The organism is Bradyrhizobium ontarionense, from assembly GCF_021088345.1.
Lineage (GTDB): Bacteria > Pseudomonadota > Alphaproteobacteria > Rhizobiales > Xanthobacteraceae > Bradyrhizobium > Bradyrhizobium ontarionense.
Map to the genome: position 1 here is coordinate 6,987,472 of NZ_CP088156.1, position 25,350 is coordinate 7,012,821.

Annotated in this window: 24 protein-coding genes and 1 pseudogene; 20 read left to right on the plus strand and 5 right to left on the minus strand. The window is 66.5% G+C overall.

Annotation, left to right across the window (positions count from 1 at the left end; translation table 11 throughout):
- Positions 1-70: 70 nt before the first annotated feature.
- Positions 71-826 (minus strand): 16S rRNA (uracil(1498)-N(3))-methyltransferase, encoded by a 756-nt coding sequence (locus LQG66_RS30490; RefSeq protein ID WP_231319528.1) that lies wholly within the window; start codon positions 824-826, stop codon positions 71-73.
- A 246-nt stretch (positions 827-1,072) separates the two neighbouring features.
- On the opposite strand from LQG66_RS30490, the gene LQG66_RS30495 reads away from it, so the two are divergent.
- The 3 genes from LQG66_RS30495 to ubiA all read left to right on the plus strand — a co-directional run bounded on the left by LQG66_RS30495 (position 1,073) and on the right by ubiA (position 3,440).
- Positions 1,073-1,603 carry a hypothetical protein gene (locus LQG66_RS30495; protein WP_231319529.1) on the plus strand — a complete coding sequence of 177 codons (531 nt, stop codon included), beginning with the start codon at positions 1,073-1,075 and terminating at the stop codon, positions 1,601-1,603.
- A 245-nt stretch (positions 1,604-1,848) separates the two neighbouring features.
- A complete protein-coding gene (locus tag LQG66_RS30500; RefSeq protein ID WP_231328009.1) occupies positions 1,849-2,511 on the plus strand; it encodes a hypothetical protein in 663 nt (220 codons plus the stop codon).
- Positions 2,508-3,440 (plus strand): 4-hydroxybenzoate octaprenyltransferase, encoded by a 933-nt coding sequence (gene ubiA / locus LQG66_RS30505; RefSeq protein ID WP_231319530.1) that lies wholly within the window; start codon positions 2,508-2,510, stop codon positions 3,438-3,440. Before LQG66_RS30500 ends, ubiA begins: the two co-directional genes overlap by 4 nt.
- Here ubiA and LQG66_RS30510 read toward each other — a convergent pair whose 3' ends face one another.
- Positions 3,441-3,965, minus strand: a complete 525-nt coding sequence (locus LQG66_RS30510) for a DUF6101 family protein (RefSeq protein ID WP_231319531.1) — start codon at positions 3,963-3,965, stop codon at positions 3,441-3,443.
- Positions 3,966-4,250: 285 nt separating this feature from the next.
- Here LQG66_RS30510 and LQG66_RS30515 point away from each other — a divergent pair, with 285 nt between their 5' ends.
- Genes LQG66_RS30515 through lpxK form a run of 6 tightly spaced genes read left to right on the plus strand, consistent with a single transcriptional unit; the run spans position 4,251 to position 9,817 of the window.
- Positions 4,251-5,645 (plus strand): TldD/PmbA family protein, encoded by a 1,395-nt coding sequence (locus LQG66_RS30515; protein ID WP_231319532.1) that lies wholly within the window; start codon positions 4,251-4,253, stop codon positions 5,643-5,645.
- A 58-nt stretch (positions 5,646-5,703) separates the two neighbouring features.
- On the plus strand, positions 5,704-6,450 hold the full coding sequence (locus LQG66_RS30520) for a 3'(2'),5'-bisphosphate nucleotidase CysQ (protein ID WP_231328010.1): 747 nt from the start codon (positions 5,704-5,706) through the stop codon (positions 6,448-6,450).
- Positions 6,451-6,507: 57 nt separating this feature from the next.
- Positions 6,508-6,747 (plus strand): DUF4170 domain-containing protein, encoded by a 240-nt coding sequence (locus tag LQG66_RS30525; RefSeq protein WP_231319533.1) that lies wholly within the window; start codon positions 6,508-6,510, stop codon positions 6,745-6,747.
- A 17-nt stretch (positions 6,748-6,764) separates the two neighbouring features.
- Positions 6,765-7,514: a lysophospholipid acyltransferase family protein gene (locus LQG66_RS30530; RefSeq protein WP_231319534.1), complete on the plus strand. Its 750-nt coding sequence runs from the start codon at positions 6,765-6,767 to the stop codon at positions 7,512-7,514.
- Entirely contained in the window at positions 7,507-8,814 is a 1,308-nt protein-coding gene (locus tag LQG66_RS30535) for a 3-deoxy-D-manno-octulosonic acid transferase (protein WP_231319535.1), read from the plus strand. The genes LQG66_RS30530 and LQG66_RS30535 overlap by 8 nt, the downstream gene beginning before the upstream one ends.
- Positions 8,807-9,817, plus strand: coding sequence for a tetraacyldisaccharide 4'-kinase (gene lpxK / locus LQG66_RS30540; RefSeq protein WP_231319536.1), 1,011 nt, complete (start codon positions 8,807-8,809; stop codon positions 9,815-9,817). Before LQG66_RS30535 ends, lpxK begins: the two co-directional genes overlap by 8 nt.
- A 6-nt stretch (positions 9,818-9,823) precedes the next feature.
- On the opposite strand, the gene LQG66_RS30545 is transcribed toward lpxK, so the two are convergent.
- Complete coding sequence (locus LQG66_RS30545; protein ID WP_035643273.1) at positions 9,824-10,051, minus strand: DUF2093 domain-containing protein; 228 nt, start codon at positions 10,049-10,051, stop codon at positions 9,824-9,826.
- 185 nt (positions 10,052-10,236) lie between these two features.
- Here LQG66_RS30545 and LQG66_RS30550 point away from each other — a divergent pair, with 185 nt between their 5' ends.
- Positions 10,237-11,058, plus strand: coding sequence for a dienelactone hydrolase family protein (locus LQG66_RS30550; RefSeq protein WP_231319537.1), 822 nt, complete (start codon positions 10,237-10,239; stop codon positions 11,056-11,058).
- Positions 11,059-11,065: 7 nt separating this feature from the next.
- Here the strand turns inward: LQG66_RS30550 and xseA are convergent.
- Positions 11,066-12,653 (minus strand): annotated as a pseudogene (gene xseA, locus LQG66_RS30555) (exodeoxyribonuclease VII large subunit).
- A gap of 197 nt (positions 12,654-12,850) precedes the next feature.
- Here xseA and LQG66_RS30560 point away from each other — a divergent pair.
- From LQG66_RS30560 to LQG66_RS30595, 8 genes are all read left to right on the plus strand, one after another.
- Positions 12,851-13,774: an alpha/beta hydrolase gene (locus LQG66_RS30560; protein WP_231328011.1), complete on the plus strand. Its 924-nt coding sequence runs from the start codon at positions 12,851-12,853 to the stop codon at positions 13,772-13,774.
- Between the two features lie 12 nt (positions 13,775-13,786).
- Positions 13,787-14,335, plus strand: coding sequence for a hypothetical protein (locus LQG66_RS30565; protein WP_231319538.1), 549 nt, complete (start codon positions 13,787-13,789; stop codon positions 14,333-14,335).
- A gap of 4 nt (positions 14,336-14,339) precedes the next feature.
- Positions 14,340-14,654 (plus strand): winged helix-turn-helix domain-containing protein, encoded by a 315-nt coding sequence (locus LQG66_RS30570; protein WP_231319539.1) that lies wholly within the window; start codon positions 14,340-14,342, stop codon positions 14,652-14,654.
- Positions 14,655-14,725: 71 nt separating this feature from the next.
- Positions 14,726-16,009, plus strand: a complete 1,284-nt coding sequence (gene purD / locus LQG66_RS30575; RefSeq protein ID WP_231319540.1) for a phosphoribosylamine--glycine ligase — start codon at positions 14,726-14,728, stop codon at positions 16,007-16,009.
- A 161-nt stretch (positions 16,010-16,170) separates the two neighbouring features.
- Positions 16,171-19,398 (plus strand): adenylate/guanylate cyclase domain-containing protein, encoded by a 3,228-nt coding sequence (locus LQG66_RS30580; protein ID WP_231319541.1) that lies wholly within the window; start codon positions 16,171-16,173, stop codon positions 19,396-19,398.
- 51 nt (positions 19,399-19,449) lie between these two features.
- Entirely contained in the window at positions 19,450-19,944 is a 495-nt protein-coding gene (locus LQG66_RS30585) for a hypothetical protein (RefSeq protein WP_231319542.1), read from the plus strand.
- Positions 19,941-20,654 (plus strand): class I SAM-dependent methyltransferase, encoded by a 714-nt coding sequence (locus LQG66_RS30590; protein ID WP_231319543.1) that lies wholly within the window; start codon positions 19,941-19,943, stop codon positions 20,652-20,654. The genes LQG66_RS30585 and LQG66_RS30590 overlap by 4 nt, the downstream gene beginning before the upstream one ends.
- A complete protein-coding gene (locus LQG66_RS30595; protein ID WP_231319544.1) occupies positions 20,654-21,967 on the plus strand; it encodes a cytochrome P450 in 1,314 nt (437 codons plus the stop codon). Before LQG66_RS30590 ends, LQG66_RS30595 begins: the two co-directional genes overlap by 1 nt.
- Before the next feature lie 9 nt (positions 21,968-21,976).
- Here the strand turns inward: LQG66_RS30595 and LQG66_RS30600 are convergent, their stop codons facing one another.
- Positions 21,977-22,423 carry a nucleoside deaminase gene (locus LQG66_RS30600; protein WP_231319545.1) on the minus strand — a complete coding sequence of 149 codons (447 nt, stop codon included), beginning with the start codon at positions 22,421-22,423 and terminating at the stop codon, positions 21,977-21,979.
- A gap of 131 nt (positions 22,424-22,554) precedes the next feature.
- Here LQG66_RS30600 and LQG66_RS30605 point away from each other — a divergent pair, with 131 nt between their 5' ends.
- Positions 22,555-24,783, plus strand: a complete 2,229-nt coding sequence (locus LQG66_RS30605; protein ID WP_231319546.1) for a pseudouridine synthase — start codon at positions 22,555-22,557, stop codon at positions 24,781-24,783.
- A gap of 9 nt (positions 24,784-24,792) precedes the next feature.
- A complete protein-coding gene (gene rsmD, locus LQG66_RS30610; RefSeq protein ID WP_231319547.1) occupies positions 24,793-25,347 on the plus strand; it encodes a 16S rRNA (guanine(966)-N(2))-methyltransferase RsmD in 555 nt (184 codons plus the stop codon).
- Positions 25,348-25,350 lie beyond the last annotated feature (3 nt).

The following is a 25,350-nucleotide window of genomic DNA, read 5'->3' on the forward strand; positions in this document are numbered from 1 at the left end:
GCCCCTTAGCATGGTCATCCCGTGGATTCGACCATGAATGGCCACGGCAGGCCACAATCGGCGCGACCGCTTAACCGGTTTGTTTTCCCCAATCGCCCAAGGTCGCCTGGACCAAAGCGAGAGCCGCAACGCCGGCCGTATCGGCACGCAGGATACGCGGCCCCAGCGCCAGTCGGGTCACGCAAGGCTGCCGCAGCAACAGCTCCCGCTCGTCGGCGGCAAAGCCGCCCTCGGGGCCGATCAGGACGTCGATGCCCGCGTGCGGGTCCTTGGCGTCGTGCAGGGCCCGTACCGGGTCGGCCACATCGGCCGCCTCGTCGCAGAACACCAGCAGCCGCGACGGTGGCCGCTGGTCGAGGAAGTGTGCCAGCGGCACCGGATCCCTGACTTCGGCCAGGCTGAGGATGCCGCATTGCTCGGCCGCCTCGATCACATTGGCGCGCATCCGCTCGCCGTTCACCCGCGACACCTGGGTGTGGCGCGTGATGACCGGCTCCAGGCGCGAGGCGCCCATCTCGACGGCCTTCTGCACCATGTAGTCGAGACGGGCGTGCTTGAGCGGCGCAAACACATAGGCGACGTCGGGGAGGTGGTTCTGAAGCCGGGTCCGGTGCCGGACCGTGAGGCTGTCCGGCCGCTTGCGGCCTTGGATGGCCGCCTGCCACTCGCCGTCACGCCCGTTGAAGACCAGCACATGGTCGCCTGCGCCAAGGCGCAGCACGTTGCCGAGGTAATTGCTCTGGTCGCGGTCCAGCCCGACCGCGCCTCCTTCCTGCAGGGGCGCGTCGACGAACAGGCGCGGGGCGATGAAGTCGTATTCGGGCATGCACAACCGGACACTGAAGGGAACCAGGGTTCCTTGATGGATCTGGGCTGGCTGGAAAGCAGACGGACGCGCGCCAGAACCGGCTGCATCGGCGATGGCGCCTTTTGGTCGCGCTGTCGACAGATTTTTCCGCTTGGGTGGAAGGCGTTATGGCGACCGTCCCCTCGGGCGCGATTCCGGGCGACGCCGGACGCCGTGGCAACAAGCGCAAGCTCTTGGCGACGAGCTTCGGCGAGGAGAATAGCCGTGATCTGCAGACCTACGACCCGGACTCTTTGGGCTCTCGCCACCGTCCTCACGGTGATGGTTGCCGGCCCTTGCCGGGCCGACGACAAGGGCGCCGGCGCGCCCAGGATGATGGATTCCGCGGCTCCCGGCGGAGCCGGAATGGCCGCCATGGGCGGCTTTCGCCCGCCCGAAAGCTGTCTGAAGGAGTTCACGCCGCTGCGCGACGAGACCGCCCGCCGCGCCAAGCTGATCAAGGTGGCGACCGAGCATCGCTTTGCGCCTGGGGAGGCCTGCCGGCTGGTGCACGATTACGAGCTCGCCCAGACGAAAATGATCGACTACGCGGTCGCGCATGCTTCGGCGTGCGGCATCCCGGTCAAGATCACGGACCAGCTCAGGGCGAATCACGAAAATACACTGGCCTTGATGCGGAAGGTCTGTACGGTCACTTGGAACTTCGAGCCGAGCCGGGATGCGGGACAGCCGGCGCCGCGCATGGTTCAGGGGGCCGCGAATCGAATTGCGGCGTCAGGCATGGCCCGGCTTTGAGCGCTGGTTGCGGCGACGGGCGCGTCCGGGGCGTCGAATGAACCTTATCCCGGCCTGACATTCGGGTCGGCACGAATTTGTGACCGATACGGACCGTTTTGGGGCTCGGACTGCGTCTCTCCGCCGCGGATGTGCCAAACTCCGCGGTTGTGCCGGGCGGGCGGGAATCGTAAAAGCCCCGGATCGGATCGTGCTTTCGTCCGGAAGTGTTGAGGATTCTTGGTCTTGCCGGAGAACCAGCCTTGATCATCCGCCATTCTTTCGCGCCGCTCGTCGTCGCCGCCGTTGTGCTCTCAGCAGGGCAGGCATCGGCTCAAAGCTCGTTTCCTGCGCCGCTTCCCGGCCAGGCCCAGACCAGCAGCTCGCCTTTTCCGCCCATCGGCGGCGCGCCGACCACAGCAGTCGCTGCGCCCTCAGCTCCGTTCCCCAGCGGTGGCGCGCCCTCGTTCGGAGGCGGCGGCGGCTTCCAGCCGCGTCCGATGGGCGCGCCGCAGGGCGGCGGGCCGGACGGCTGCATGAAGGAGTTCATCCCGCTGCGCGAGGAAGCCGAAAAGCGCGGCAAGCTGATCAAGGCGGCGAGCGACCGGCACGCGTCGCCGGACGAGGCCTGCAAGCTGATCGGTAATTTCGGCAAGGCCGAAGTCAAGATGATCAAATATGTCGAGGCGCATGCTGCGTCCTGCGGCATCCCGCAGCAGATTGCCGACCAGCTCAAGGCCGGCCACAAGAACACCGACGCGCTCGAGAAGAAGGTCTGCGCCGTGGCGGCGCAGGTGCAGGTCCGTGGCCAGGCCGGTCCGAGCCTGAGTGACGTCCTTGGGTCCTCGGCAGCCTTGCCTGAAGCGAACGCGACGAAGAAGGGCGGCTCGACCTTCGACACGCTGAACGGCAACGTTCTGACGCGATGAGCGACACGGCCGTCCGCGTTGCCGACGCGACCGGCAACTGGGTCGACACGCGGGCGCCGGTGTGGTCCCGGCCCTATCTGCGACTGGCCCGCTTCGATCGCCCGATCGGATCGTGGCTGCTGCTGATGCCGTGCTGGTGGTCCGCCGCTTTGGCGGCGGGCATGTCCGGCAATCTCGCGATGCTGCCGGCGTGGATCGGGCTCTATTTCGTCGGCGCCTTCGTCATGCGCGGTGCGGGCTGCACCTGGAACGACATCACCGACCGCGATCTCGATGCCAAGGTGGAGCGCACACGCTCGCGTCCGATTCCAGCCGGTCAGATCGGCGTCAAGCAGGCGCTCGCCTTCCTGGTGGCGCAAGCCTTGATCGGGCTCGTCGTGCTGCTGCAATTCAACCGTTTCGCGATCCTGACCGGGATCGCGTCACTGCTCATCGTCGCGATCTATCCGTTCATGAAGCGCATCACCTGGTGGCCGCAGGTCGTGCTCGGGCTCGCGTTCTCCTGGGGCGCGCTGATGGGATTTGCGGTTGCGTTCGGCCGCATCGATGCCACGGCGCTTCTGCTCTATGCCGGCTCGATCGCCTGGGTGATCGGTTACGACACGATCTATGCGCACCAGGATGCCGAGGACGACGCGCTGATCGGGATCAAGTCGACTGCGCGCCTGTTCGGTGTGCGCACTCGTCTGGCGCTCGTCGTGTTCTACGCGCTCGCTGTTGCCTTGATTGCAGGCGCGTTCATCACCGCCCATGTGCATGTCGCGGCCTGGCTCGGGCTCGCTTGCTTCGCCGTGCATCTCGGCTGGCAGATCCGACGTCTCGACGTCGCCGATCCGGCGCTGTGCCTGCATGTGTTCAAATCGAACAGGGATGCAGGCCTGCTGCTGTTTGCCGGCCTGCTGGTGGACGCAGCGCTGCGCGCGAGCTGATCAGTTGCGCGCGATGATCTCGCGCTCGCCATGATAGACCGAGGCCGGATTGAGCAGGTGTCCGACACGGCGGCGCATCAGGAAGCGCGGACGGCGCGAGCGGATTGCGTTGCGGCGGCGGCGACGCGGCGTCGCCTCGCGGCTCGCATCCTGAAGCTGCGGCAGTGCGAAGGTCTCGCTCCACATCGCCCATGCGGCCGCGATCTCGTCCTGATCGTCGCTGACGCAGAGCGGAATGGTCAGGGAAGGGTCGCGGTGCACGAGCACCAGCATCATCTGCGCGTCCTCGAATTCGCGCAGTGCGATGCCGAGAAAGTCGCTGACGCGCACATTGACGGCCATCCGCATGCCGCTGACGGCACGGCGCAGGACCACGCGCTCCCGGTGCAATTCGATCTGCCGGATTCCGCCATCGGCACGGGTGTCGTGCGCGTTGTACGAGACGGGCAGGGAAAGAGGGTCGAGCCGCAGAACGCGGCCCGACCCAGCGGAATTGCTTCCGCCTGTTGCTGTTTGACGCCTCACGGCTTGGTCTCCCCGCCAGGATTATGTTCCCGGTCGATGCGTGAGACCTTGCCACGCGGGTCGCCCGTATCAGCTTAAGAAGCCTGGTTAATCAGCCGTCACAGATGACCCTCTTACCGTCATGATTGACAAGCGCTTGCCCCGCATGATTGACGAGACCTTGCCGGATTGCCGACAATCCGACGTGGTGTCTGCCTTCCTGCTTGAAGTCGGCGTGAACAGGCCACATTTCGTTTGGATTGAGCCCGTCTTAGCCGCCCACCTGACATCGATCGGATTGTGTTCGTGACCTCTTCCCCTACAGCCGCTGCATCGTCGAAATCCACCCATTCCGATCTGCTCGATCAGTCAGCTCTGAGAACGCTCGCCGAGCGGCTGGTCGAGGCGGCGCGTAAGGCCGGCGCCGATGCCGCCGACGCGATCGCGGTGCGCGGCATCTCGCAGGGCGTCGAGGTCCGTGACGGGCGCGTCGAGGAATCCGAACGCTCCGAAGGCGACGATGTCGGCCTGCGGGTGCTGGTCGGCAAGCGCCAGGCGGTGGTGTCGACCAATGACATCAGCGGGGATGGCGTGGCGCGGCTGGCCGAGCGGGCGGTGGCGATGGCGCGTGTGGCGCCCGACGATGACTATGTCGGCCTGGCCGATCCTGCGCTGATGGCGCGCGACATTCCCGACCTCGACCTGCTCGATCCGAAAATCCCCTCGACGGCGGAACTGGAGCGACGCGCGCAGGAGGCGGAGGCTGCTGCGCTTAGCGTCAAGGGTGTCACCAAGTCCGGCGGGGCGTCGGCTTCGGCCGGCATCGGCGGGATGGTGCTGGTCACGAGCAGCGGCTTTCACGGCGCCTATCTGCGTTCGAGCCAGGGCATCTCGACCACCGCGATCTCCGGTGAGGGCACCGGCATGGAGCGCGATTACGACTACACGACTGCGCCGCATGGCGCCGATCTGCTGGCGCCGGCCGCGGTGGGACGCAGCGCAGGCGAACGTGCGGTGGCCCGTGCCAACCCCCGCAAGGTCGCCACGTGCCAGGTGCCGGTAGTGTTCGATCCCCGCGTGTCGGGCTCGCTCGTCGGCCATCTGGTCGGGGCCATCAACGGTGCTTCCATTGCCCGCAAGACCAGCTTCCTCAAGGACAAGCTCGGCGCGCAGCTGTTTTCCAAGGGCATCCGCATCATCGACGATCCGCTCCGCTTGCGCGGCCTGCGTTCGCAGCCGTTCGACGCCGAGGGTGTGAAGGTCAAGAAGACGGCGCTTGTCGATGACGGCGTCCTGACGACGTGGCTGCTGGATTCGGCGACCGCCCGCGAATTGGGCCTGACGACGACCGGTCACGCGCATCGCGGCGTGTCGTCCTCGCCGTCGCCGGGTCCGTACAATCTGCATCTCGAAGCCGGCGTGGTCACGCCCGCCGAGCTGATCTCCGACATCAAGCAGGGCTTCTACGTCACCGACCTGATCGGGTCCGGCGTGAACGGTGTGACCGGCGACTACAGCAGAGGCGCATCAGGCTTCTGGATCGAGAATGGCGAGGCGACCTACGCCGTGAGCGAGGTGACGATCGCCGGACACCTGTTCGAGATCTTCAAGTCGATGACCCCGGCCAGCGATCTGGAATTCCGCTATGGGGTCAATGCGCCGACCGTGCGCATCGAAGGGTTGACACTTGGCGGACGGTGACATCGAGAAGCCCGGCGAGACCAGTCTGACATCGGACGCCAGGCTTCTGAAGGAGGCGGTGCGCGAGGCTGGCGAGCTGGCGCACGCGATGTTCGGCACCGAGTTGCGCAAATGGACCAAGGGAGCCTCCTCCCCCGTGTCCGAAGCCGACATGGCCGTCAATGAGCTGCTCGAACGCAGACTGAGATCGGCGACGCCCGATTATGGCTGGCTATCCGAAGAGAGCGCCGATGATCCGGTAAGGCTCGGCCGGAGTCGGGTCTGGATCGTCGATCCGATCGACGGCACCCGCTCGTATCTCGGCGGTCGCGACGACTGGTGCGTGAGCGTCGCGCTGGTCGAGCATGGTGTCCCGGTTCTCGCCGCGGTCCATGTCCCGGTCAGCGAGGAGTTCTTCTTCGCTGCGCAGGGAAGGGGCACCACGCTGAACGACGAGCGGGTTCACGCCGCGACCGGAAAGGAGCTCGACTTCTCGCGGGTCGCCGGCCCCAAACCCCTGGTTGAGCGGCTCGCTCCGGACTCGACGCGGATTGAACTTCATCCCCGAATCGGATCATTGGCGCTACGCCTGTGCCGTGTCGCCCATGGTGCCCTCGATGCCGCTTTTGCAGGCGGGCAAAGCCGCGATTGGGATCTTGCGGCGGCTCATTTGATCGTGCAGGAAGCGGGTGGTAAAATGACGGCATTGTCCGGCGACGCGATCCTCTATAATCGTCCGGATGTGGTGCACGGGGTGCTGGTGGCTGCGGGACGCGATCGACATGCTGATATCGTCGCGCATTATCGTCGACTTCCGCCGACCTGACGCCCTCGTCTTGCGCCGTCCCAGTCGCCTGCAAGGCGTTGATTAGGAACGATACCGATGACAGATAGCGCCTCGCAGCAGCTCCTTCACCTCGTGATCGGCGGCGAGCTCATCGACCTCCACAAGAACGAATTCAAGGATCTCGACAAGGTCGATATCGTCGGCGTCTATCCCAATTATGCGGCGGCCCACGCGGCCTGGAGAGCCAAGGCGCAGATGACGGTGGACAATGCCCATATGCGCTATTTCATCGTGCACCTGCACCGGCTGCTCGATCCCGGCCAGGACCCCAAGTAAGACGCAAAGTCCACGACTTGAAACATCTGCTTCGCAATACGCTCCGCAGCGGCTGGTTCCAGCGCGCCATCGGATTTCTTGCGGCCGAGTACCTCCGGCTGGTGTGGCTGACCAATCGCTTCACCTATGAGCCGCCGGAGGTCTACGACATCGTCGAGCCGCAGATGCCCGCAATCTTCGCGTTCTGGCATGGCCAGCATTTCTTGACCCCCTTCATCAAGAATAAGCCGAGCTATCGCGCCAAGGTCCTGATCTCGCGCCACCGCGACGGCGAGTTCAACGCGATCGCAGCCGAGCGGCTCGGCATCGGAACCATCCGCGGCTCGGGGGATCATGGATCCTCCTTCCACCGCAAAGGTGGGGTGGGGGCATTCAAGGAGATGGTGCGCGCCCTCGATGACAACTATAATGTGGCATCGACCGCCGATGTGCCGAAGCGCGCGCGGATTGCGGGTCTCGGCATCATCATGCTCGCGCGTGAATCAGGACGTCCGATCATGCCCTTCGCGATGGTCACGAGCCGCTTCATCCGCCTCAAGAACTGGGATAGCACCACCATCAATTTGCCGTTCGGTCGCGGCGCATTGGTGGGAATCAAGGAAATCAACGTGCCGCGTGATGCCGACGCCGCGATGATGGAGCAGGCGCGCCTCGATCTCGAGGCCACGCTGAACGAATGCATGCACCGCGCCTATGAAATCGTCGGCCGGCCGGAGGCGTGTCCAGGTCCTGCTCGAGCTCCTGCGTCGGGGGCGTCCAGTGGCTAGCACGCTGCCGATGGCACTGCGCGTCTATCGCGGGTTGTCCTCGGCAGCAGTGCCGCTTGCACCAGCCTTGATCAGGCAGCGGCTCAAGCATGGCAAGGAAGACCCGGAGCGGACCGACGAGCGGCGTGGCCTGAGTCATGACACGCGCCCGCTGGGACCACTGGTCTGGATCCACGGGGCGAGCGTCGGCGAGGTGCTGGCCGCGGCGGCTCTGATCGAACGGCTGCGCGCGCTGAACATCCGCGTCCTCATTACCTCGGGCACGGTGACGTCGGCGGCGATCGTAGCCAAGCGTTTCCCGCCCGACGTGATCCACCAATACGTGCCGTATGACACGCCGCGCTTCGTGGAGCGGTTTCTCGATCACTGGCGTCCTTCGCTCGGGCTCTTCATCGAATCCGACCTGTGGCCCAATCTGATTCTGGCCGGAGCCTCGCGGCGGCTCCCGATGGTGGTGATCAACGGCCGCATGTCGCCGCGCTCGTTCCCGCGCTGGCGCCGGATGTCCGGGACGATCTCGGCACTGCTGGGGCGTTTCGACATCTGCCTCGCCCAATCGCAGGCGGATGCAGACCGGTTTTCAGTGCTCGGCGCCCGCAACGTCATCACCACGGGAAATCTCAAGCTCGACGTGCCGGCGCCGCCCGCCGATCCAGCCAAGTTGGACCGGCTCACGGCGATGACGCGCGGCCGGCCGGTGATTGTCGCCGCCTCCACCCATCCCGGCGAGGAAGAGATCCTGATCGCCGTCCACAAAGCCCTGTCTGCCTCCCTCCCGTCGCTGCTGACCGTGATCGTGCCCCGCCATCCCCATCGCGGTCCCGCCGTCGCCGAGCTCGTCGCGGGCGCGGGGTTGCAGGGCGCCTTGCGCTCGCGCGAGGACCAGCCGCTCGCCGGGACCGCGGTCTACGTCGCGGACACGATGGGCGAGCTCGGCCTGTTCTATCGGCTGGCCTCAATCGTGTTCATGGGCGGCTCGCTGGTCGAGCATGGCGGCCAGAACCCGATCGAGGCCGTGAAGCTCGGGGCCGCCATCGTGCACGGTCCGCATGTCTTCAACTTCGCCGACGTTTACGAGGCGCTGGACAAGGCGGCAGGTGCCCGGCTCGCCCATGATCCGGAGGCGCTGGTCCGGCAGCTCAGGCAATTGCTCTCCGATCCCCAGGCCGGCAACAGTCTGGTTGCCGCAGGTTCTCGCGTCGTCGAGCAGCTCGGTGGCGCGCTCGAACGGACGCTGTCGGCGCTCGAGCCATATCTCCTGCAAATCACGCTCGAGATGGGAGCTGCCGGTGATGCGTGAGCCGGCCTTCTGGCATCGGCCACGCTCCTGGCAATCGCGTCTGCTGTCTCCGTTGTCGATGCTCTATGGCGCTGTCGCCGCACGCCGCATGGCGAGGCCTGGGATCAAGGCCGGCGTGCCCGTGATCTGCGTCGGCAATTTCCATGTCGGCGGGGCCGGCAAGACGCCGACTGTCCTGGCGTTGACCGGTCTGCTGCGCGAGCTCGGGGAGCAGCCGGTCGTGCTCAGTCGCGGCTATGGCGGCCGGCTGCGCGGGCCGGTGCAGGTCGATCCGGCTGCTCATGAGGCCGCCGATGTCGGTGACGAGCCTCTGATGATGGCGTCCCGCGTGCCCGTCGTCGTGGCGCGCAACCGGGTCGAAGGCATCGGCCTTGCCAAGGCGCGCGGCGCCAGTGTCATCGTGATGGATGACGGCTTTCAGAACCCGTCGATCACCAAGGACCTCGCGCTGATCGTGATCGACAGCGCGCGCGGGCTCGGCAATTCCGAGGTTTTTCCTGCGGGCCCCTTACGCGCGCCGCTGCCGCCGCAGCTGGCGCGGGCAGACGCGCTCGTGGTGATCGGCCGCGGCCACGCCAGCGACGCGGTGGCGTCACGCATGAGGGCCAGCGGAAAGCCGGTGTTGTCGGCCGAGCTGCAGCCGGACGCGGCGGTGATCGCCGCGCTCGCCGGACGGCCGCTCCTCGCCTTTGCCGGGATCGGCGATCCCGCACGCTTCTTCAGGACGCTTCGCTCCAGCGGCCTCGAGGTCAAAGGCGAGCGGGCGTTTCCCGATCATCATCCGTTTACGGCGGACGAGATCGCCTCCCTGACGGAGCAGGCGAGGCGCCAAGGCTTGACCATGGTCACGACCGAGAAGGATCTCGCACGGCTCGGCGGCAGCAAGTCTGGCCGGCCGGACCTCGATATCACCGCATTTCCGGTGACGCTGCAGTTCAGCGATTTTTCTGCGTTGCGCGCGTTCGTCGCGCAACGGCTGTCCGCGACGCGGCAGCGCCAATAGCGGAGCTCAGCCGTTCGCCTTCAGCGCGCCCGGATAGTGCCGCTGCAGCACCGCGCTCGGCACGGCATAGGCCTCCTGGAGGTCGACGCTCCAATATTTGAGCTCGTCCAACGGTATCCGCGCATCGGTGACGGCGCAGCGCACGTAGCTTCCCGGCGAAATCACGCGGAAGTCGCCATCCAGATACTGCACCTGTGCTTCGCCCTGGCCCGAGGGACCAAACTTGTTGAGCACGTTCGCGACCTCCAATCCCTGTACGCCATCGAGCGCACGACACGCCATTATCGACGGTTTGCTAGCATAAATAGGGGGCCCTGTCCCTTCCGCAAACCCACTGATTTGTGATGCGGCGGCCTGAACGTCCGTGCTAGCTAGCTAAAATTCAGGATGTCCGCCGCTTGTCTTGCCCGGCTGGTTTGATGCGCTCCCTCGTCGCCGTCGTCGTCTCTCTGCTTTGCGCCACGGCCTCTGCGGAGCCGTTGGCGGCGCCCGTCGCAATCGAGATCCCCTCCAGTGGCTACGTTCTGCACGCGCAGCTCTACAGGCCGAGCGGGGACGGCCCATTTCCGACGGTGATCGCGCTGCATGGCTGCGGCGGGCTTGCTGGCCGTTCCGAAGCCGTGCTGCCCCGCTACCGCGATTGGGCCGAGGAGCTCGTCAAGGACGGCAAGGCGGTGCTGTTGCCGGACAGCTACAGCTCGCGCGGGCTCGGCCCGCAATGTCGCGTCAAGGAGCGTCGCATCAGCGGCCGGCGTGATCGCGTCGCCGATATCGTGGCGGCGCAGAAATGGCTGACCCAGCAATCCTGGGCCATGCCCGACCGTGTTAGCCTCGTGGGCTGGGCCAGCGGCGCGAGTGCGTTGCTGTGGGCGGTGCGTCCGCAGCTCCCCGACCACGTCTCGCCCGACTTTCGTTCTGCCGTCGCGTTCTATCCGGATTGTCGCGCTTCATCAGGCCTGGGGTGGAGCACGCGCGTCCCCACATTGATCCTGATCGGCAGCCTGGACGACGTCTATTCGCCGCCGGCCTGCCGGCAGATGATCGATGGCGCGCGCGGCCGCAGCGCGCTCACGCGCATCGTGGTCTATCCCGGCGCCTATCACGATTTCGATCGGGTCAACCTTCCACTGCACCAGGTGGCCGGCGCCGACGCGGCTGCGCCCGAACGCGGCCATGTCGGCTCGGATCCCGAGGCGCGGGCCGATGCCCAGAAGCTGGTGGCCGATTGGCTGGCACGTTGAACGGAGCCTAGAACAGGCTGCCCTGGTCGGCGGGATCGGGCGTGCGCTTCGGAGCCGTCGGCTTCCCCTCGCGCGCGGCTTTCGGCGCCGCCGGTGCTGCCGCCGGGACAGGGCATCCCGCGCCGGCCGTTGCCGCGACCTTGCCGTCGGCAAATTCGATCGAGAGCGCGGCGCCCGGACCGATGCTCGCTGCATGATGCAGCGGGTGGCCGGTCTCGTCGCGCACCAGCGCGAAACCACGCGCCAGCACGCTGCGATAGGATAGCGCCGCCAGCAGCTGGCCGGCATGGTCAGCGCGGGCCGACAGACGCGAGATCGACGTCATCAGTGCACGCCGGGCGCGTTCTGCGAGACGCTCCGCGCGCTCGCGCTCGCGGCTGATGGCCTGGCGCTTGGCCTGCGCATAGGCGAACCGTGACGCCTTGAAGCGCGCGTCGAGGGCTTCGAAGCGCTCGCGCCGCCGATGCAACAGGGCTCGCGACGACAGCGACAACCGCTCGGACGAGACGACGAGGCGATGATCGGCTTGCGCGATCTGCCCATGAAGCACGCGCAGAGTGAGCTTGGCGCTGGCGGCGGCGAAGCGGCGAAAATGCACGTGCGTATTGGTCTTGAGCGCGCGCGGAAGCGTCGCTGCCGCCGAATCCAGCCGCTGCCTGGGAATCGCGAGCAGCTCGGTGGCCCCCGGCAGCGCCCGCGCGGCGGCGCGCAGCTCGTTACGGCGGCTCTCCTGGCCGCGCTGCCAGCAGACGCTGACGCGGCGCGCGAGGCTCGCGACCTCCTGCATCAGCTCGCTGCGTACCGGCACCGCCATTTCTGCCGCAGCCGTGGGCGTCGGCGCGCGCTTGTCGGCGGCGAAATCAATCAAGGTCACGTCGGTCTCATGGCCGACCGCCGAGATCAGCGGGATCAGGCTGTCCGCTGCAGCGCGGACCACGATCTCCTCGTTGAACGACCAGAGATCCTCCAGCGAGCCGCCGCCGCGGGCGACGATCAGCACGTCGGGCCGCGGGATTGGGCCGTCCTCCGGCAAATCATTGAAGCCGCGGATCGCCGCCGCGACCTGCTCGGCCGAGCCTTCGCCCTGCACCTTGACCGGCCAGACCAGCACGTGGCGAGGGAAGCGATCCTCCAGCCGGTGCAGGATGTCGCGGATGACGGCGCCGGTCGGCGAGGTGACGACGCCGATCACCTCCGGCAGCCACGGCAGCAATTGCTTGCGCGCGGGATCGAACAGGCCTTCGGCCCCGAGCTTCTTCTTCCGTTCCTCCATCAGCGCCATCAGCGCGCCGATGCCGGCCGGCTCCAGCGCCTCGATGACGATCTGGTATTTCGAGGAGTTCGGATAGGTCGTGAGCTTGCCGGTCGCAATGACCTCGAGCCCTTCCTGGGGCTTGAAGCGCATGCGGCCGTGCACGCCCTTCCAGATCACCGCCTCGATCTTGGCGTTCCTAGGAATGCGGGCCACGGAAGCCGGTGATCTCGCCGCGCACCCGGACATGGCCGAACTGGTCCTCGACCGTGCGCTTCAGCGCGGAGGACAGTTCCGAGACGGTGAATTCGGGCGCGTTGGGAAGGGCTTCCGCGGGCGGCATCGCTGGCTGATTCGGGTTTGGGAGCAGCCGTCAAGGTAGGGGCTTTCCGCCCAAACCGCCAATCAAGCCGTTGTCTTTTCGATAACTCTATATTACAGAGTACTCTATATAGAGCAAAAGCGGAGATGGATACCATGTGGAGGAGCATCAAGATCATGCGCCGGCTGATCGGCTGGGGACTCGGCCTCGCCGGTGCTCTGGCGCTGGTTCTGGCCCTGATGATCGCGACGCCCCTGGTGCGTCCGCCCGAATTGAAATCGATCTCGGAGACCGTCGGCCGCGTCGACCGCAGCACCATGCCCGCGTTGCAGCGCTTCGGCGCCCGGGACGGTACCGAGCTGGCCTATCGCCACTACCCGGCGCGGGCGACGCCGGTCGGCAAGGTCGCCATCCTGGTTCACGGTTCCTCCGGCTCCAGCGTGGCCGTGCATGCGCTGGCGGACGGGCTCGCCGCCCGCGGCATTGACACGTTCGCGCCTGACATCCGCGGTCATGGCGGCTCCGGCAGCCGCGGCGACATCGGCTATCTCGGTCAGCTCGAGGACGATCTCGCCGATCTCGTCGCCGAGGTCAGGAAATCGGTTCCGGCCCAGCCGATCACGCTGCTCGGGCATTCGGCCGGCGGCGGTTTCGCGCTGCGTGCGGCTGGCGCGCCGATCCAGGACCTGTTCGCGCGCACCGTGCTGCTTTCGCCCTATCTCGGCTACGATGCACCGACCAACCGGGAGAATTCCGGCGGCTGGGCCGGTCCCGACATTCCGCGAATCCTGGCGCTCGGCGTGCTCGATCGCCTCGGCCTGCCGTGCTGCGAGGCGCTGCCGGCGCTGGCCTTTGCCGTCCGGCCGAATTCGGAAAAGTTCCTGGCCCCGACCTACAGCTACCGGCTGCTGCGGAATTTTGCGACGCGCGGCTACAAGGCCGATCTGGCCGCGGCCAAGCACCCGCTCAGCTTGATCGCCGGCGCCGACGACGAGCTGATGCTCGCCGACAGATATGCCGACGCGGTGTATGCCGTCGCGCCCGGTGTTGACGTGAAGCTGATCGCGGGCGTCAATCACATGGAGATCGTCTCGGCAGCGCAGGCGGTCGCCGCCATTGCCGAGGACGTGGCCACGCGTTGAGGTTCAAGCCGCATGATCGACAGCCTGGAAGCCGCACGTGCGCTTGATGACATCGAGGATGTGATGAAGCGCGTGCGCCAGTCGCAGATCTACCGGCTGTCCAGCCTGCTGATGATCCTCTGGGGCGCGCTGGTGTTTGCCGGCAATCTCGTGACCTACCTGACGCCCGTCTACGCGGACAAGGCATGGCTGTCGGTCTATGTCCTCGGTCTGGCCGGGTCGGTCCTGTTGGGGGCGGCGGAGAAGGCGCGTTCGGGGATGCGCAGCTTCGATCTGAGGGCGCTGCTCGCCTTCGTGATGTTCTTTGCTTTCGGTTTCTTCGTCGAAACGATCGGCCATTTCGGGCCGCGTGAGATGGGCGCGTTCTGGCCGATCTATTTCATGCTGTTCTACGGCCTCGCCGGCCTGTGGTTCGGCATCGCGTTCACGATGTTCGGCCTCTGCGTCACCATCTTGACCCTGATCGGCTACGTCTACATCGGCGCGGCGTTTCCGCTGTGGATGGCCTTCGTCAATGGCGGCGGCCTGATCGTTGGCGGCCTGTGGATGCGGCGGAGCTGACGCATTGGCGGAGCTCGACGAGATCATCCACCAGCCGCTGCGGCTGAAGATCATGGCGGCCCTGAATGCCCTGCCGGCAGGCACCGGGCTGGAATTCGTCCGGCTGAAGAAGCTGACGGCGGCCACTGATGGCAACCTCGGCGCCCATATCGACACGCTGGCGCGCGCCGGCTATGTCGCGGTCGACAAGGCCTTCGTCGGCAAGAAGCCGCAGACCACGGTGACGGCCACCATGCCAGGTCGCGCCGCCTTTGCCCGCCATGTCGCGAGCCTGCAGGAAATCATCGCCGGGGCCGCCGCAAGGCCGCCCGACCCATGATTTGACTCCGTTGCGAGGGCCGGGCAATTGGGGCCTCCAATCGACTCTCATCCCCTGCGACGGCGTTAGATATGCACATTCTCCTCATTGGCTCCGGCGGCCGCGAACACGCTCTCGCCTGGAAGATTGCCGGCTCTCCGCTGCTGACCAAGCTCTGGTGTGCACCCGGCAATGCGGGGATCGCCCGGGAAGCCGAATGTGTCGCGCTCGACGTCGCCGATCATGCGGCGGTGATCGATTTCTGCAGGGCGAACAAGGTCGATCTGGTGGTGGTCGGCCCCGAGACGCCGCTCGCTGCCGGCATCGTCGACGATCTCGAGACGGCCGGCATCAAGGCGTTCGGACCGAGCAAGCTCGCGGCTCAGCTCGAAGGCTCCAAGGGCTTCACCAAGGATCTTTGCAGCGAATACGGCATTCCGACCGGCGCCTATGGGCGGTTCGACAATGCTCCGGAGGCGCTGGCCTATGTGCGCGACCAGGGGGCGCCGATCGTCGTCAAGGCGGACGGACTGGCCGCGGGCAAGGGCGTCGTGGTGGCCAGGACGCTGGCGGAGGCGGAGGACGCCGTCAGGATGATGTTCGATGGCGGCTTTGGCGTGGCCGGCGCGGAGGTCGTCATCGAGGAATATCTCGAAGGCCGCGAGGTCTCGTTCTTCGCGCTGTGCGATGGCGAGACCGCAATTCCGCTGGCCTCGGCGCAGGACCACAAGCGGGTGTTCGATCACGACCAGGGACCCAACACCGGCGGCATGGGCGCGTATTCGCCGACGCCGTTCGTCACTCAGGCCATCCATGACCAGATCATGGATCGGGTCATTCTGCCGACCATCGCCGGCATGAATGCGCGCGGCACGCCCTTCAAGGGCGTGCTCTATGCCGGCCTGATGCTGACCGCGGAGGGGCCGAAGCTGTTCGAATACAACGTGCGCTTCGGCGATCCGGAATGCCAGGTGCTGATGTTGCGCATGATGTCGGATCTGGTGCCGGCGCTTCTGGCGGCGTGCGACGGGCAGTTGAAGAATTTCGATCTGCGCTGGTTTCCGGACGCCGCAGTGACCGTCGTGATGGCGGCGAACGGCTATCCCGGCGACTATAGCAAGGGCAGCGTCATCGCGGGACTGGACGAGGCGGCGAAGGTCGACGGCGTGGAGATCTTCCATGCCGGCACCGTGGCCAAGGATGGCGCGATCCTGGCCAATGGCGGACGCGTCCTCAACGTCTGCGCCTCCGGGAAGACCGTCACCGAGGCGCAGGCCCGGGCCTATCAGGCGGTGGACTTCATCAGGTGGCCGGATGGTTTTTGTCGCCGCGACATCGCCTGGCAGGCGCTGGCGCAGGAGCGCGGCAACAGCTGAGGCGAGATGTCTCCGCCCTGGCCGGCGATGGCCGGGTCGATTCCAACGCCAGTCGGATGCTGATCTGAGCACTCCAGGCTATTTTTCGCGCGAAAATTGTGGCAGTTCCCTAGGGTCATGCCTTATGGGATGAATCAGTTCCGCCGTGGAACGGAGGGGCCATGGAATGCGCGCGGTGCGGAAAGCAGAATCTGCCGGGGCGCGCCTCGTGCGAGGTCTGCGGAGAGCCGCTCGGCCTCAGATGCGAGGCGTGCAATCATACGAACGGCCTGTCGAATCGCTTCTGCGGCCAATGTGGCTCGCCGCTGCCGGGGCGGCTCGCTCCGCCCGATCAGACCGCCCAGCGCGTGCTGCGGAACCTGAGCAGCAAGGGCGGAGAGCGCAAGCGCCTCACCATCCTGTTTGCTGACATTCGTGATTCGACCGAGCTGATCGACAGTCTCGGCGATCCCGAGCTTGCGATGCAGCGGCTCGATCCGGTGCTCAACCTCATGAAGGAGGCCGTTCACCGCTACGATGGCGTCGTCAACAAGACGCAGGGCGACGGAGTCATGGCGCTGTTCGGCGCACCGGTGCCGCATGAGGATCATGCGGTCCGCGGCTGTCTCGGTGCGCTGGCGATGCAGGACTCGATCGCCCGCCTGGCTGATCCGCATCTGCAGGTCCGCGTCGGGCTGCACACCGGCGAGGTGATCGTCCAGGTCGTCGAAAACAGCATGTACCAGACCTATGACGCGGCCGGCGCCAACGTTCATCTGGCTAACCGTCTGGAGCACATGGCCGAGCCGGGGGCGATCCTGATCACCAAGGAGACGTACACCGGCGCGCGGCAATTCGTCGAAGCCGAGCCGCTCGGTATCCACACCGTCCGCGGCATATCCACGCCGGTTGCGATCTACAAGCTGATCGGTCGCCTCAATGCGCCGGCGAGCGATGTCTTCCGCAGCGGCCAGCGCCTGTTGCCGCTCATCGGGCGCGATGCTCAGCTCCGGGTTCTCGAACGAGAGCTCGAAGACGTGCTGGCGGCGAGGGGCGCGGTGGTCGGAATCGTCGGTGAAGCCGGCATCGGCAAGAGCCGTCTCTGCTTCGAGTTTGCCGAGAGTTGTCGCCGCCAGGGCATCCGCGTCCACGAGGCGCGCGTGCTGGCGCACGGCCGCGCCACGCCGTTCCAGCCGGTGCTCGAATTGTTGCGCGACTTCTTCGGCATCAAGACAAAGGACCCGGTCGAGATCTCGCGTCAGCGCGTGGTCGAGAAGCTGGAAGCCATCGGCGCGCCCGATACCGCGCTGGTCCTGCTGCTGGATTTCATGGGTCTGGCCGATCCGACCCGTCCGGCGCTCCGGCTCGATCCCGGCGTGTTCAAGACTCGCCTTCTGAATGTATTCAAGACGTTGTTCCGCTCGGCGCCGGCCGACGGCGCCACGGTGATCATGATCGAGGACCTGCATTGGATCGACGAGGCGAGCGAGGAGTTCGTCGAGGCGCTGGCGGAGGCCACCATCGGCACCAAGACGCTCCTGGTCGTGAACTACAGGCCCGGCTTCGCCGCGTCCTTCATGCAGCGGGCCGCATTCCACGAACTGCACATCGTCCCGCTAGCCTCCGCCGAGGCGCGCGAGCTGCTGCGTAGCGTCTTCGGCGACGACCCGTCGCTGGAAGCGCTTGCCGGCGACGTCGTCGAACGGGCGCAGGGCAATCCGTTCTTCCTCGAGGAGTTGGCCAGCGCGGTCTCGGAGAGTGGCGGCTTCGAGGGTGAGCGCGGCGCCTACCGGCTTAGGGGCGGCGTGGGGGCCATTCCGCTGCCGCCGACCGTGCATGCGGTCGTGGCTGCGCGCATCGATCGGCTGAGCGAGCCCGCCAAGAACGTGCTGGAGACGGCGGCCGTGATCGGCCGCTCGGTGGCGCTCGCCGTGCTCAGGCCGGTGACGGGGCTCGCCGATGCCGAGCTGTTCGATGCGCTGGCTCAGCTGAGACAGGCCGATCTTCTCTACGACTTGCCGCCGTTCGACATGGGCGTGCTCGCCTTCCGCCATCCGCTGATTCAGGAAGTGGCGTATGCGATGCAGCTGCGCTCGCGCCTGAGCACGGTGCACGCGGCCGTCGCGAAGGCCATCGAGGCGCTCGATTGGGGCAGCCAGGACGAGTTCGCAGCCCTGATCGCCTCGCACTACGAGTTCGCCGGCCAGACAATGCAGGCCGTCGAGCATCTGCAGCGCGCGGCGCGGTGGATCGGCCGCACTAATACGACGGAAGCACTGCGGCTGTGGAAGAAGGTTCGCGCCATGCTGCAGGCGCTGCCGCAATCGGAGCACGTCGACCGCCTGCGTGCGCTGGCCAGCGCCCAGATTCTCAACTGCGGATGGCGCGAGGGCATCTCCGCCGATGAGGTCAGGCCTTTTGCCGAAGAGGCGCTGCGCTATGCCCGTTCCTCGGACAAGATGCATGAGCCGCTCGTGATCGGCGCTTACGGGCGGGTCCTCGCCTCGACCGGTGCAGTCGACGACTACGTCAATCTGGCGCAGAACGCGGTCAAGCTGACCTTCGAGGAAGGTGACGTCGGCCTTTATGCGACGGTCAATGCGATGCTCGCGCAGGCGTTCTTCATGTCGGGGCGCCTTAGCGAGGCATTGAGTGCCGTCGAGACTGCGTACGCCGCGATCGCGGAATATGGAGGTTTCGACAGCAATGTCACGTTGGGCTTGAATCCCAATCAGCTTCTCGGTTTCGACATCGAGTACTGGATCAAATGTCTGAAGGCGCGCATCCTGGCTCAATTCGGGCGTTTTGCCGAGGCTGATCCGCTCGTGGACGAGCTTTTGCGAGCCGACGCAGAGATGGCGCCCGTGGTGCGCTTCATCCCGCATTTCGCGTCGGTCGAGCTGGCCTGGGCGCGCGGTGATGACGATCTGCTGCGCCGGCACGCCGCCTGCGTGGCCGACATCGCCGAACAATCAGGTATGCCCTATATTCGCGTTCTGTCCCTGTTTTGCCTCAGCCTTTCGGACGCGGTTGCTGACGATCTGGCCGCTGCCATCGACAGGCTGCATGACACGATTGCCTTCGCGCGTCGGGTCAAAGCGGCCCTGGATTTCGAGGCGCGCATGCTTGCTGGTTACGCTGATCTGCTCTTCCGCGCCGGCCGCCTCGACGAGGCGCTCGATGTCTCTCAGCAAGCGATCGATCTCGGTCGGCGCCGGACGGATCGTATCGCCGAGTTGCAGGGATCGCTGCTGCGCGGCCTCGTTCGCGCGTCGAGCTCTGCGCTTCGCAACGACAAAGAGGCGCGCGACTTGTTAGAACGGTCGGAGCGCTTGTTGGATGTTTCGGCTGCCGGGCTTTATCGACCGCTGTTGATGGAGCTGCGATCCACCCTTGAACGTGCCGGGTGATTCGCGCAAAGTACCGTTGTTTAACGTGATCATTTAATTAGGGGATGACAAATGGGCGCGATGATTAAGGACAGTACGACGCTTGATATCGTCGTGCAGCTCAACAAGCGGTTCGACGCTGAGGCTTTGGCTGAAATGGTTGAGTTGCAAAGGGAATTCGGGGTGTTCTCGCTGAGTCATAGTCTGCAACAGTCGTTTGCTCTGCTTGGAATCGTGCCCGCTGATTGGTCCGAGCGGCGGCGCTGGTACAAATTTCTCGATTTTCTCAAGACGTATCCGTCGGACATAGCCAATGTGAACGGTCATGATCGAGTGATCCAGGCGTTCAAGGATGATCTCGAGTCTGAAAAGGCGATTCCTGTCTCGATCATCTGTCACTCTGCGGCTGAAGATCCTCGTGTGACCGTTTCGGAAGGGCGCCCGATCATTTTTTCTCTCGACACACACGTCATCGTCTCGATCCCGACGACTCCCGGTCGTGAAGCACGCAAGCAGGCGGCCGAGACTGCCCGGGCAAGGCGCGTCCAGAAGCGCGGCAAGAAATGAGGGGGACCGCGGACAGCGTCATCGAGCCTGGTCAATCCTCGCTCGATGCCATCTGCTCCGGTGTCGATGCCTACTACACTGCGTGCGTCGCGCGTCATGGCGCGACGCCACGCGGTGTCGACTGGTCGTGCGAGGCGACACAGGGCCTGCGCTTCGTGCAGCTGATGAAGCTGTGCGATGCGTCCGCACCCTTCAGCCTCAATGACATCGGCTGCGGCTATGGCGCGCTGGTGCCGTTTCTTGCCGCGCGCTTTCCTTCGTGCGAGATCGACTATCTCGGCATCGACCTGTCCCGGGCCATGATCGGTCGCGCACGTCGACGCTTTTCCGGACCGCAACGACGTTTCGTCGTTGCGTCTGACAGCCCGCGCATCGCCGACTACTCGGTCGCTTCGGGCATCATGAACGTCAATGTCGGCTATTCGCGCCCGGCCTGGGAAGATTACGTCAAGGCGATGTTGCAGCGCATGTTCGCGACCAGCGGGTGCGGCTTCAGTGTCAACTTCATGCAGGCAGGTGACGGCGACATGGATGGCGATCCGACGGCGTCGCGCCTCTATCGGAGCACGCCGGACGCCTGGACGGCCTATTGTGAAAATGAACTTGCAGCGCAGGTCGAGGTCGTCAGCAACTATGGCATGAAGGAGTTCACGCTCTTGGTGCGGCGCAGGCCCGAAGCTGCACAGCCGATGGCGAGTCCGTCGCACTGATGTCGGTTGCTCCGTCGTCATCTTCGCAGACCGATCGCCGCAGCGTCGCGATCGACCGCGCCGTGGACGTCGTGATCTCCTCGCGAGGTCACGCCAGCCCCACGCGGCTGGAAAGTGCCTGCGCGCTTCTGCGCCAGCAAGCGCCGCTGCATTGGGTGGAACGTCCGGGCGTGCGCCCGTTCCGGGCCGTCACGCGCTACGCCGACATCTTGTCGATCGAGACGCGCGGCGGGGAGTTTGCGGCGGGGCCCCGGACCTATCTCGCCAGCGAGACCTCGGAGGCCGTGCTGCAGCGTGTCACCGGCAAGCCACAACTCGTGCGCAGCCTGACCGAGATGGATCCGCCGGATCACGGCGCCTATCGTGCCCTCATCCAGGGCGCCTTTGCGCCGCCGGCCTTGCGCGAGACGGAGCTGTGGCTGGCGCACTGGGCGGCCGAAATGATCGACCGCGTTGCCTCGCGCGTGCGCAGCTTCGATTTCGCTGTCGACGTTGCGCTGCCTTTCACCTTCCGGGTGATTGGCCGCATGCTGGGCACGCCTGAGGCCGACGATGCGCGGCTTGCACGGCTCGCCCAGGCCTTCGTGGGCGCCGAGGATCCGCAGCGGCGCCTCGCGGAGTCGCCCGGCGACACGATGCGCATGGCGATGCTGGCGCTGCGCGACTATTTCGAAGCGGTCGTCGCCGATCGCCGCGCCAAGCCGCGCGACGATCTCGCCAGCCTGATTGCGCATGCCGAGCCGCATGGCGCGGCCATGCCGCACTACGAGCTGATCTCCTACTTCATCCTGCTGGTGACGGCTGGCCACGATACGACCGCGCTCGCCTTGGCCGGCGGCCTCGAGGCGCTGCTGGCGGCGCCCGACCAGATGGCCAGGCTGCGCGCCGAGCCGGAGCTGCTCGACAGCGCCATCGAGGAGATGCTGCGCTGGACCACGCCGGTGCGGCATTTCATGCGGACGGCGGTCTGCGACACCGAGGTTGCGGGCCAGCCCATTCGCGAAGGCGAGGCGCTGGCGTTGTTCTTCCATTCCGCCAATCGCGACGAGGCGGTGTTCGCCGAGGCGAATGCATTCCGGATCGATCGCAGCCCGAACCCGCATATCGCCTTCGGCCGCGGACCGCATATCTGCATGGGGCTGCAGCTGGCGCGGATGCAGATGCGCGCCTTGTTCGCGGCGCTGCTGCAACGGACCGATCGCATCGAACTGACCGGGCGGGTGCGCCGCGTGCAGTCGCCGTTCATGAGTGGCGTCAGCAGACTTCCCGTACGTCTGAACTTCCGAGCGCTGCGTAGCGAGGCGGCGGAATAGAATCCGCGGTCACCGCCGTGCCTTGAAGAACTCCTTCAGCATCTGCGCCGCCTGCTGCTCGCCGACCGCCGAATAGACCTCCGGCGCGTGATGGCACGTCGGCTGTGCGAAGAAGCGCACGCCGGATTCCACCGCGCCACCCTTCGGGTCGGCCGCGCCGTAATAAAGCCTGCGGATGCGGGCAAACGAGATCGCGCCCGCGCACATCGTGCACGGCTCCAGCGTGACGTAGAGATCGCAGTCGATCAGCCGCTCGCTCCCGATCGCGTGCGCGGCCTGCCGCAGCGCCAGGATCTCGGCATGGGCGGTCGGATCGCGGTCGGTCAGGGTCCGGTTGGCGGCGGTGGCGATGACCTGGTGGTCGCGCACGACGACGCAGCCGATCGGGACCTCGCCGGAAATTGCGGCCGATTCGGCCGCTTTCAGCGCCAAATCCATGAAAGAGGGAGCTTTCATGGCTCGTAATACCCGGACAAGTCTGCTACTGCATCGCCCTTCAGCAAAACCGGACCTCGATTTCCCGCGTGACATGCGCTGCTCAGAGCGCGCGTATCACGCCACGTCCTGCACCTCAAAGTGAGACCTTCATGCCCCGCGACTCCGACAAAGACAACGATTCCCGTGGCCGTCCCGACCGGCCCCCGCGGGCGCGGTCTGGCGGCGACAAGGGACGATCGGGCGCCGCGCGTGGGCCCGAGAAGAAATTTGCCAAGCGTGGTGCAGGGGCTGCAGGCGCGGGCGGCAAGAGCTTCGTAAAGCGCGACGGCGACAAGCGGTCGTTCGACGAGGGCCGCGCGCCACGCCGTCGCGAGGACGGCGCTGCGCCGCGCAAATCCTTTGGCGGCAAATCCTTTGGCGACAAACCGAAATTCAATCGCGACGAGCGCCCGCGCGGCGATCGGCCGTTTGCTGCGCGTCCGCCGCGGGGCGAGGACGGTGAGAAGCGCGCCTTCAAGCCGCGCGGTGACCGGCCGAAATTCGACCGCGACGCTGGCGGGGGCAGCAAGCGTCCCTTTACGCCGCGCGCCGATCGCGACGACGCCCGTCCTGCGGCGCGCTCGTCCGAGCGGAAGTTTGGTGAGCGCAAGCCCTATGCGGCGCGGGAGCGCGACGGCGACAAGCGCCCGTACACGCCGCGCGGCGAGGGTGCGCGCGACCGTTCGCGTCCGGCGAAGAGCTTCGGCGACCGTCCTCAGCGCAGCGGCGATCGGCCGGAGCGCAAGTTCGGCGGCGAGAAGACGTTCTCCCGCGGTGCCGATGGCGAACGTGGTGAGCGCAAGTTCGGTGCCGGTCCGCGCGGCCCACGCAAGGAATTCGGCGATCGTCCCGACCGCGGCGAGTCCAAGCCCTGGCAGAAGCGGGCCGAGGGGGGCGATCGTCCGGAGCGCAGCGCCCGCCCGCCCCGCGATGGCGCCCGCAGCTTCGACCGGCCGCGCTCCGATCGGCCACGCGAGGACCGCCCTAAATTCGATCGTCCCAAGTTCGATCGTCCGAAGTTCGATCGCCCCAGCTCCGATCGTTCTGGCTCCGATCGTCCCAAATTCGACCGTCCGAGATCCGACCGCCCCGCGTCCGACCGTCCGAAATTCGACCGGCCACGCGATCGCGGCGACGACCGCAAGTTCGATCGTCCGCGTCAGCGCCCCGAGGGCCGCAGCGACTGGCAGGAGCATCCGCGCGGCGAGCGCCGCGGCGGTGATTTCGCCGACCGGCCGCGCCGCGACAATGAGGACGAGAGCCGGGTCTTCGCCAAGCGTCCGGCGTTCGGCGGCCGTGGCGCCTATCGCGAGCGCAAGCCGGACACCGACAAGCGCACCCCACGCCCTGTGGCCGAGCCTGCCCAGCCGAAGAAGCCCGGCGATCGCATCGCCAAGGTTCTGGCGCGGGCAGGGCTCGCCTCGCGCCGCGACGCCGAGGAGATGATCACGCAGGGCCGCGTCACCGTGAACGGCCGCATCATCAATTCGCCGGCGCTCGACGTCACCGAGAACGACGTCATCCAGGTCGACGGCGCGCCGTTGCCGGAGCGCGAACGCACGCGGCTGTTCCTCTATCACAAGCCGCGCGGCCTGATGACGACCCACAGCGACCCCGAGGGGCGGCCGACGGTGTTCGACAATCTGCCCGAAGCGCTGCCGCGCCTGATCTCGATCGGACGGCTCGACTTCAACACCGAGGGGCTGCTGCTGCTCACCAATGACGGTGGGCTGGCGCGTGTGCTCGAGCTGCCGGACACTGGCTGGACGCGGCGCTATCGCGTGCGCGCCCATGGCGAGATCACGCAGGCGCAGCTCGATCAGCTCGCCGCAGGCGTCGAGGTCGACGGCGTCAAATACGGACCGATCGAGGCGACGCTGGAACGCGACCAGGGCGCCAATGTCTGGCTGGTCGTTGCGATCCGCGAGGGCAAGAACCGCGAGGTGCGCAACGTGCTCGCCCATCTCGGCCTCGAGGTGAACCGGCTGATCCGCGTGTCCTATGGTCCGTTCCAGCTGCTGGAGCTCGCCGAGGGCGAGGTGCAGGAGGTCAAGACGCGGGTGCTGCGCGAGCAGCTCGGCGAGAAGGTGATCGCGCAGTCGGGCGCCGATCTCGGGCCGGGCGGGAGCAAGGCCGATCGCGAGCCACTGCCGGATCCGAAGCCCAAGCCGAAGCGCGAGGTGGTCGCCGATCGCAAGGGCCGCCGCGTCCTGGTTCAGCGCACCGGCAGCGACGAGGCGCGCGCGCGCAATGAGGCCGAGTCGGCCGGCTATGGTCCGCCGCGCCGGCCGAAGCGCGGCTATCACGGCAAGCGCGATATCAAGCCGCAGGACGAGTAGGGCTTCTCGATGCGTGTCGTCGGTGGACGGCTGAGAGGCCGCAACATCGCGTCGCCTGCGTCGGGCGAGATCAGGCCGACGCAGGATCGCCTGCGCGAGTCGCTCTTCAATATCCTCGCGCACGCCTACGACGACCCGATCGACGGCGCGCGCGTGCTCGACCTGTTCGCCGGCACCGGCGCGCTCGGCATCGAGGCGGTGTCGCGCGGCGCGGCGTTCACGCTGTTCGTCGACAATGGCGCCGAGGCGCGGGCGCTGCTGCGCAACAATGTCGAAGCGCTCGGTCTCGGCGGCGTCACCAAGGTCTATCGCCGCGATGCGGCCGATCTCGGTCCAGCGCATCCGGTCGAACCGTTCTCCCTCGTGTTCCTCGACCCGCCCTATGGCAAGGGCCTGGCCGAGAAGGCGCTGGTGTCGTTGCGGGACGGCGGCTGGCTCGTGCCGTCGGCGCTTCTCGTCGTCGAAGAGTCCAAGGCCGCCGCGTTCAAGGCGCCCGAGGGCTTCGCGGAGCTGGAGCGCCGCGCCTATGACGACACCGAGTTCGTGTTCTTGCGTTTTGCCTGAGGC

Coding starts and splice junctions, on each gene's coding strand:
- LQG66_RS30490 (WP_231319528.1), bottom strand. CDS start 826: ATGCCCGAATACGACTTCATCGCCCCGCGCCTGTTCGTCGACGCGCCC.
- ubiA (WP_231319530.1), top strand. CDS start 2,508: ATGAGCGACACGGCCGTCCGCGTTGCCGACGCGACCGGCAACTGGGTC.
- LQG66_RS30525 (WP_231319533.1), top strand. CDS start 6,508: ATGACAGATAGCGCCTCGCAGCAGCTCCTTCACCTCGTGATCGGCGGC.
- lpxK (WP_231319536.1), top strand. CDS start 8,807: ATGCGTGAGCCGGCCTTCTGGCATCGGCCACGCTCCTGGCAATCGCGT.
- LQG66_RS30550 (WP_231319537.1), top strand. CDS start 10,237: ATGCGCTCCCTCGTCGCCGTCGTCGTCTCTCTGCTTTGCGCCACGGCC.
- LQG66_RS30565 (WP_231319538.1), top strand. CDS start 13,787: ATGATCGACAGCCTGGAAGCCGCACGTGCGCTTGATGACATCGAGGAT.
- purD (WP_231319540.1), top strand. CDS start 14,726: ATGCACATTCTCCTCATTGGCTCCGGCGGCCGCGAACACGCTCTCGCC.
- LQG66_RS30580 (WP_231319541.1), top strand. CDS start 16,171: ATGGAATGCGCGCGGTGCGGAAAGCAGAATCTGCCGGGGCGCGCCTCG.
- LQG66_RS30585 (WP_231319542.1), top strand. CDS start 19,450: ATGGGCGCGATGATTAAGGACAGTACGACGCTTGATATCGTCGTGCAG.
- LQG66_RS30590 (WP_231319543.1), top strand. CDS start 19,941: ATGAGGGGGACCGCGGACAGCGTCATCGAGCCTGGTCAATCCTCGCTC.
- LQG66_RS30595 (WP_231319544.1), top strand. CDS start 20,654: ATGTCGGTTGCTCCGTCGTCATCTTCGCAGACCGATCGCCGCAGCGTC.
- LQG66_RS30600 (WP_231319545.1), bottom strand. CDS start 22,423: ATGAAAGCTCCCTCTTTCATGGATTTGGCGCTGAAAGCGGCCGAATCG.
- LQG66_RS30605 (WP_231319546.1), top strand. CDS start 22,555: ATGCCCCGCGACTCCGACAAAGACAACGATTCCCGTGGCCGTCCCGAC.
- rsmD (WP_231319547.1), top strand. CDS start 24,793: ATGCGTGTCGTCGGTGGACGGCTGAGAGGCCGCAACATCGCGTCGCCT.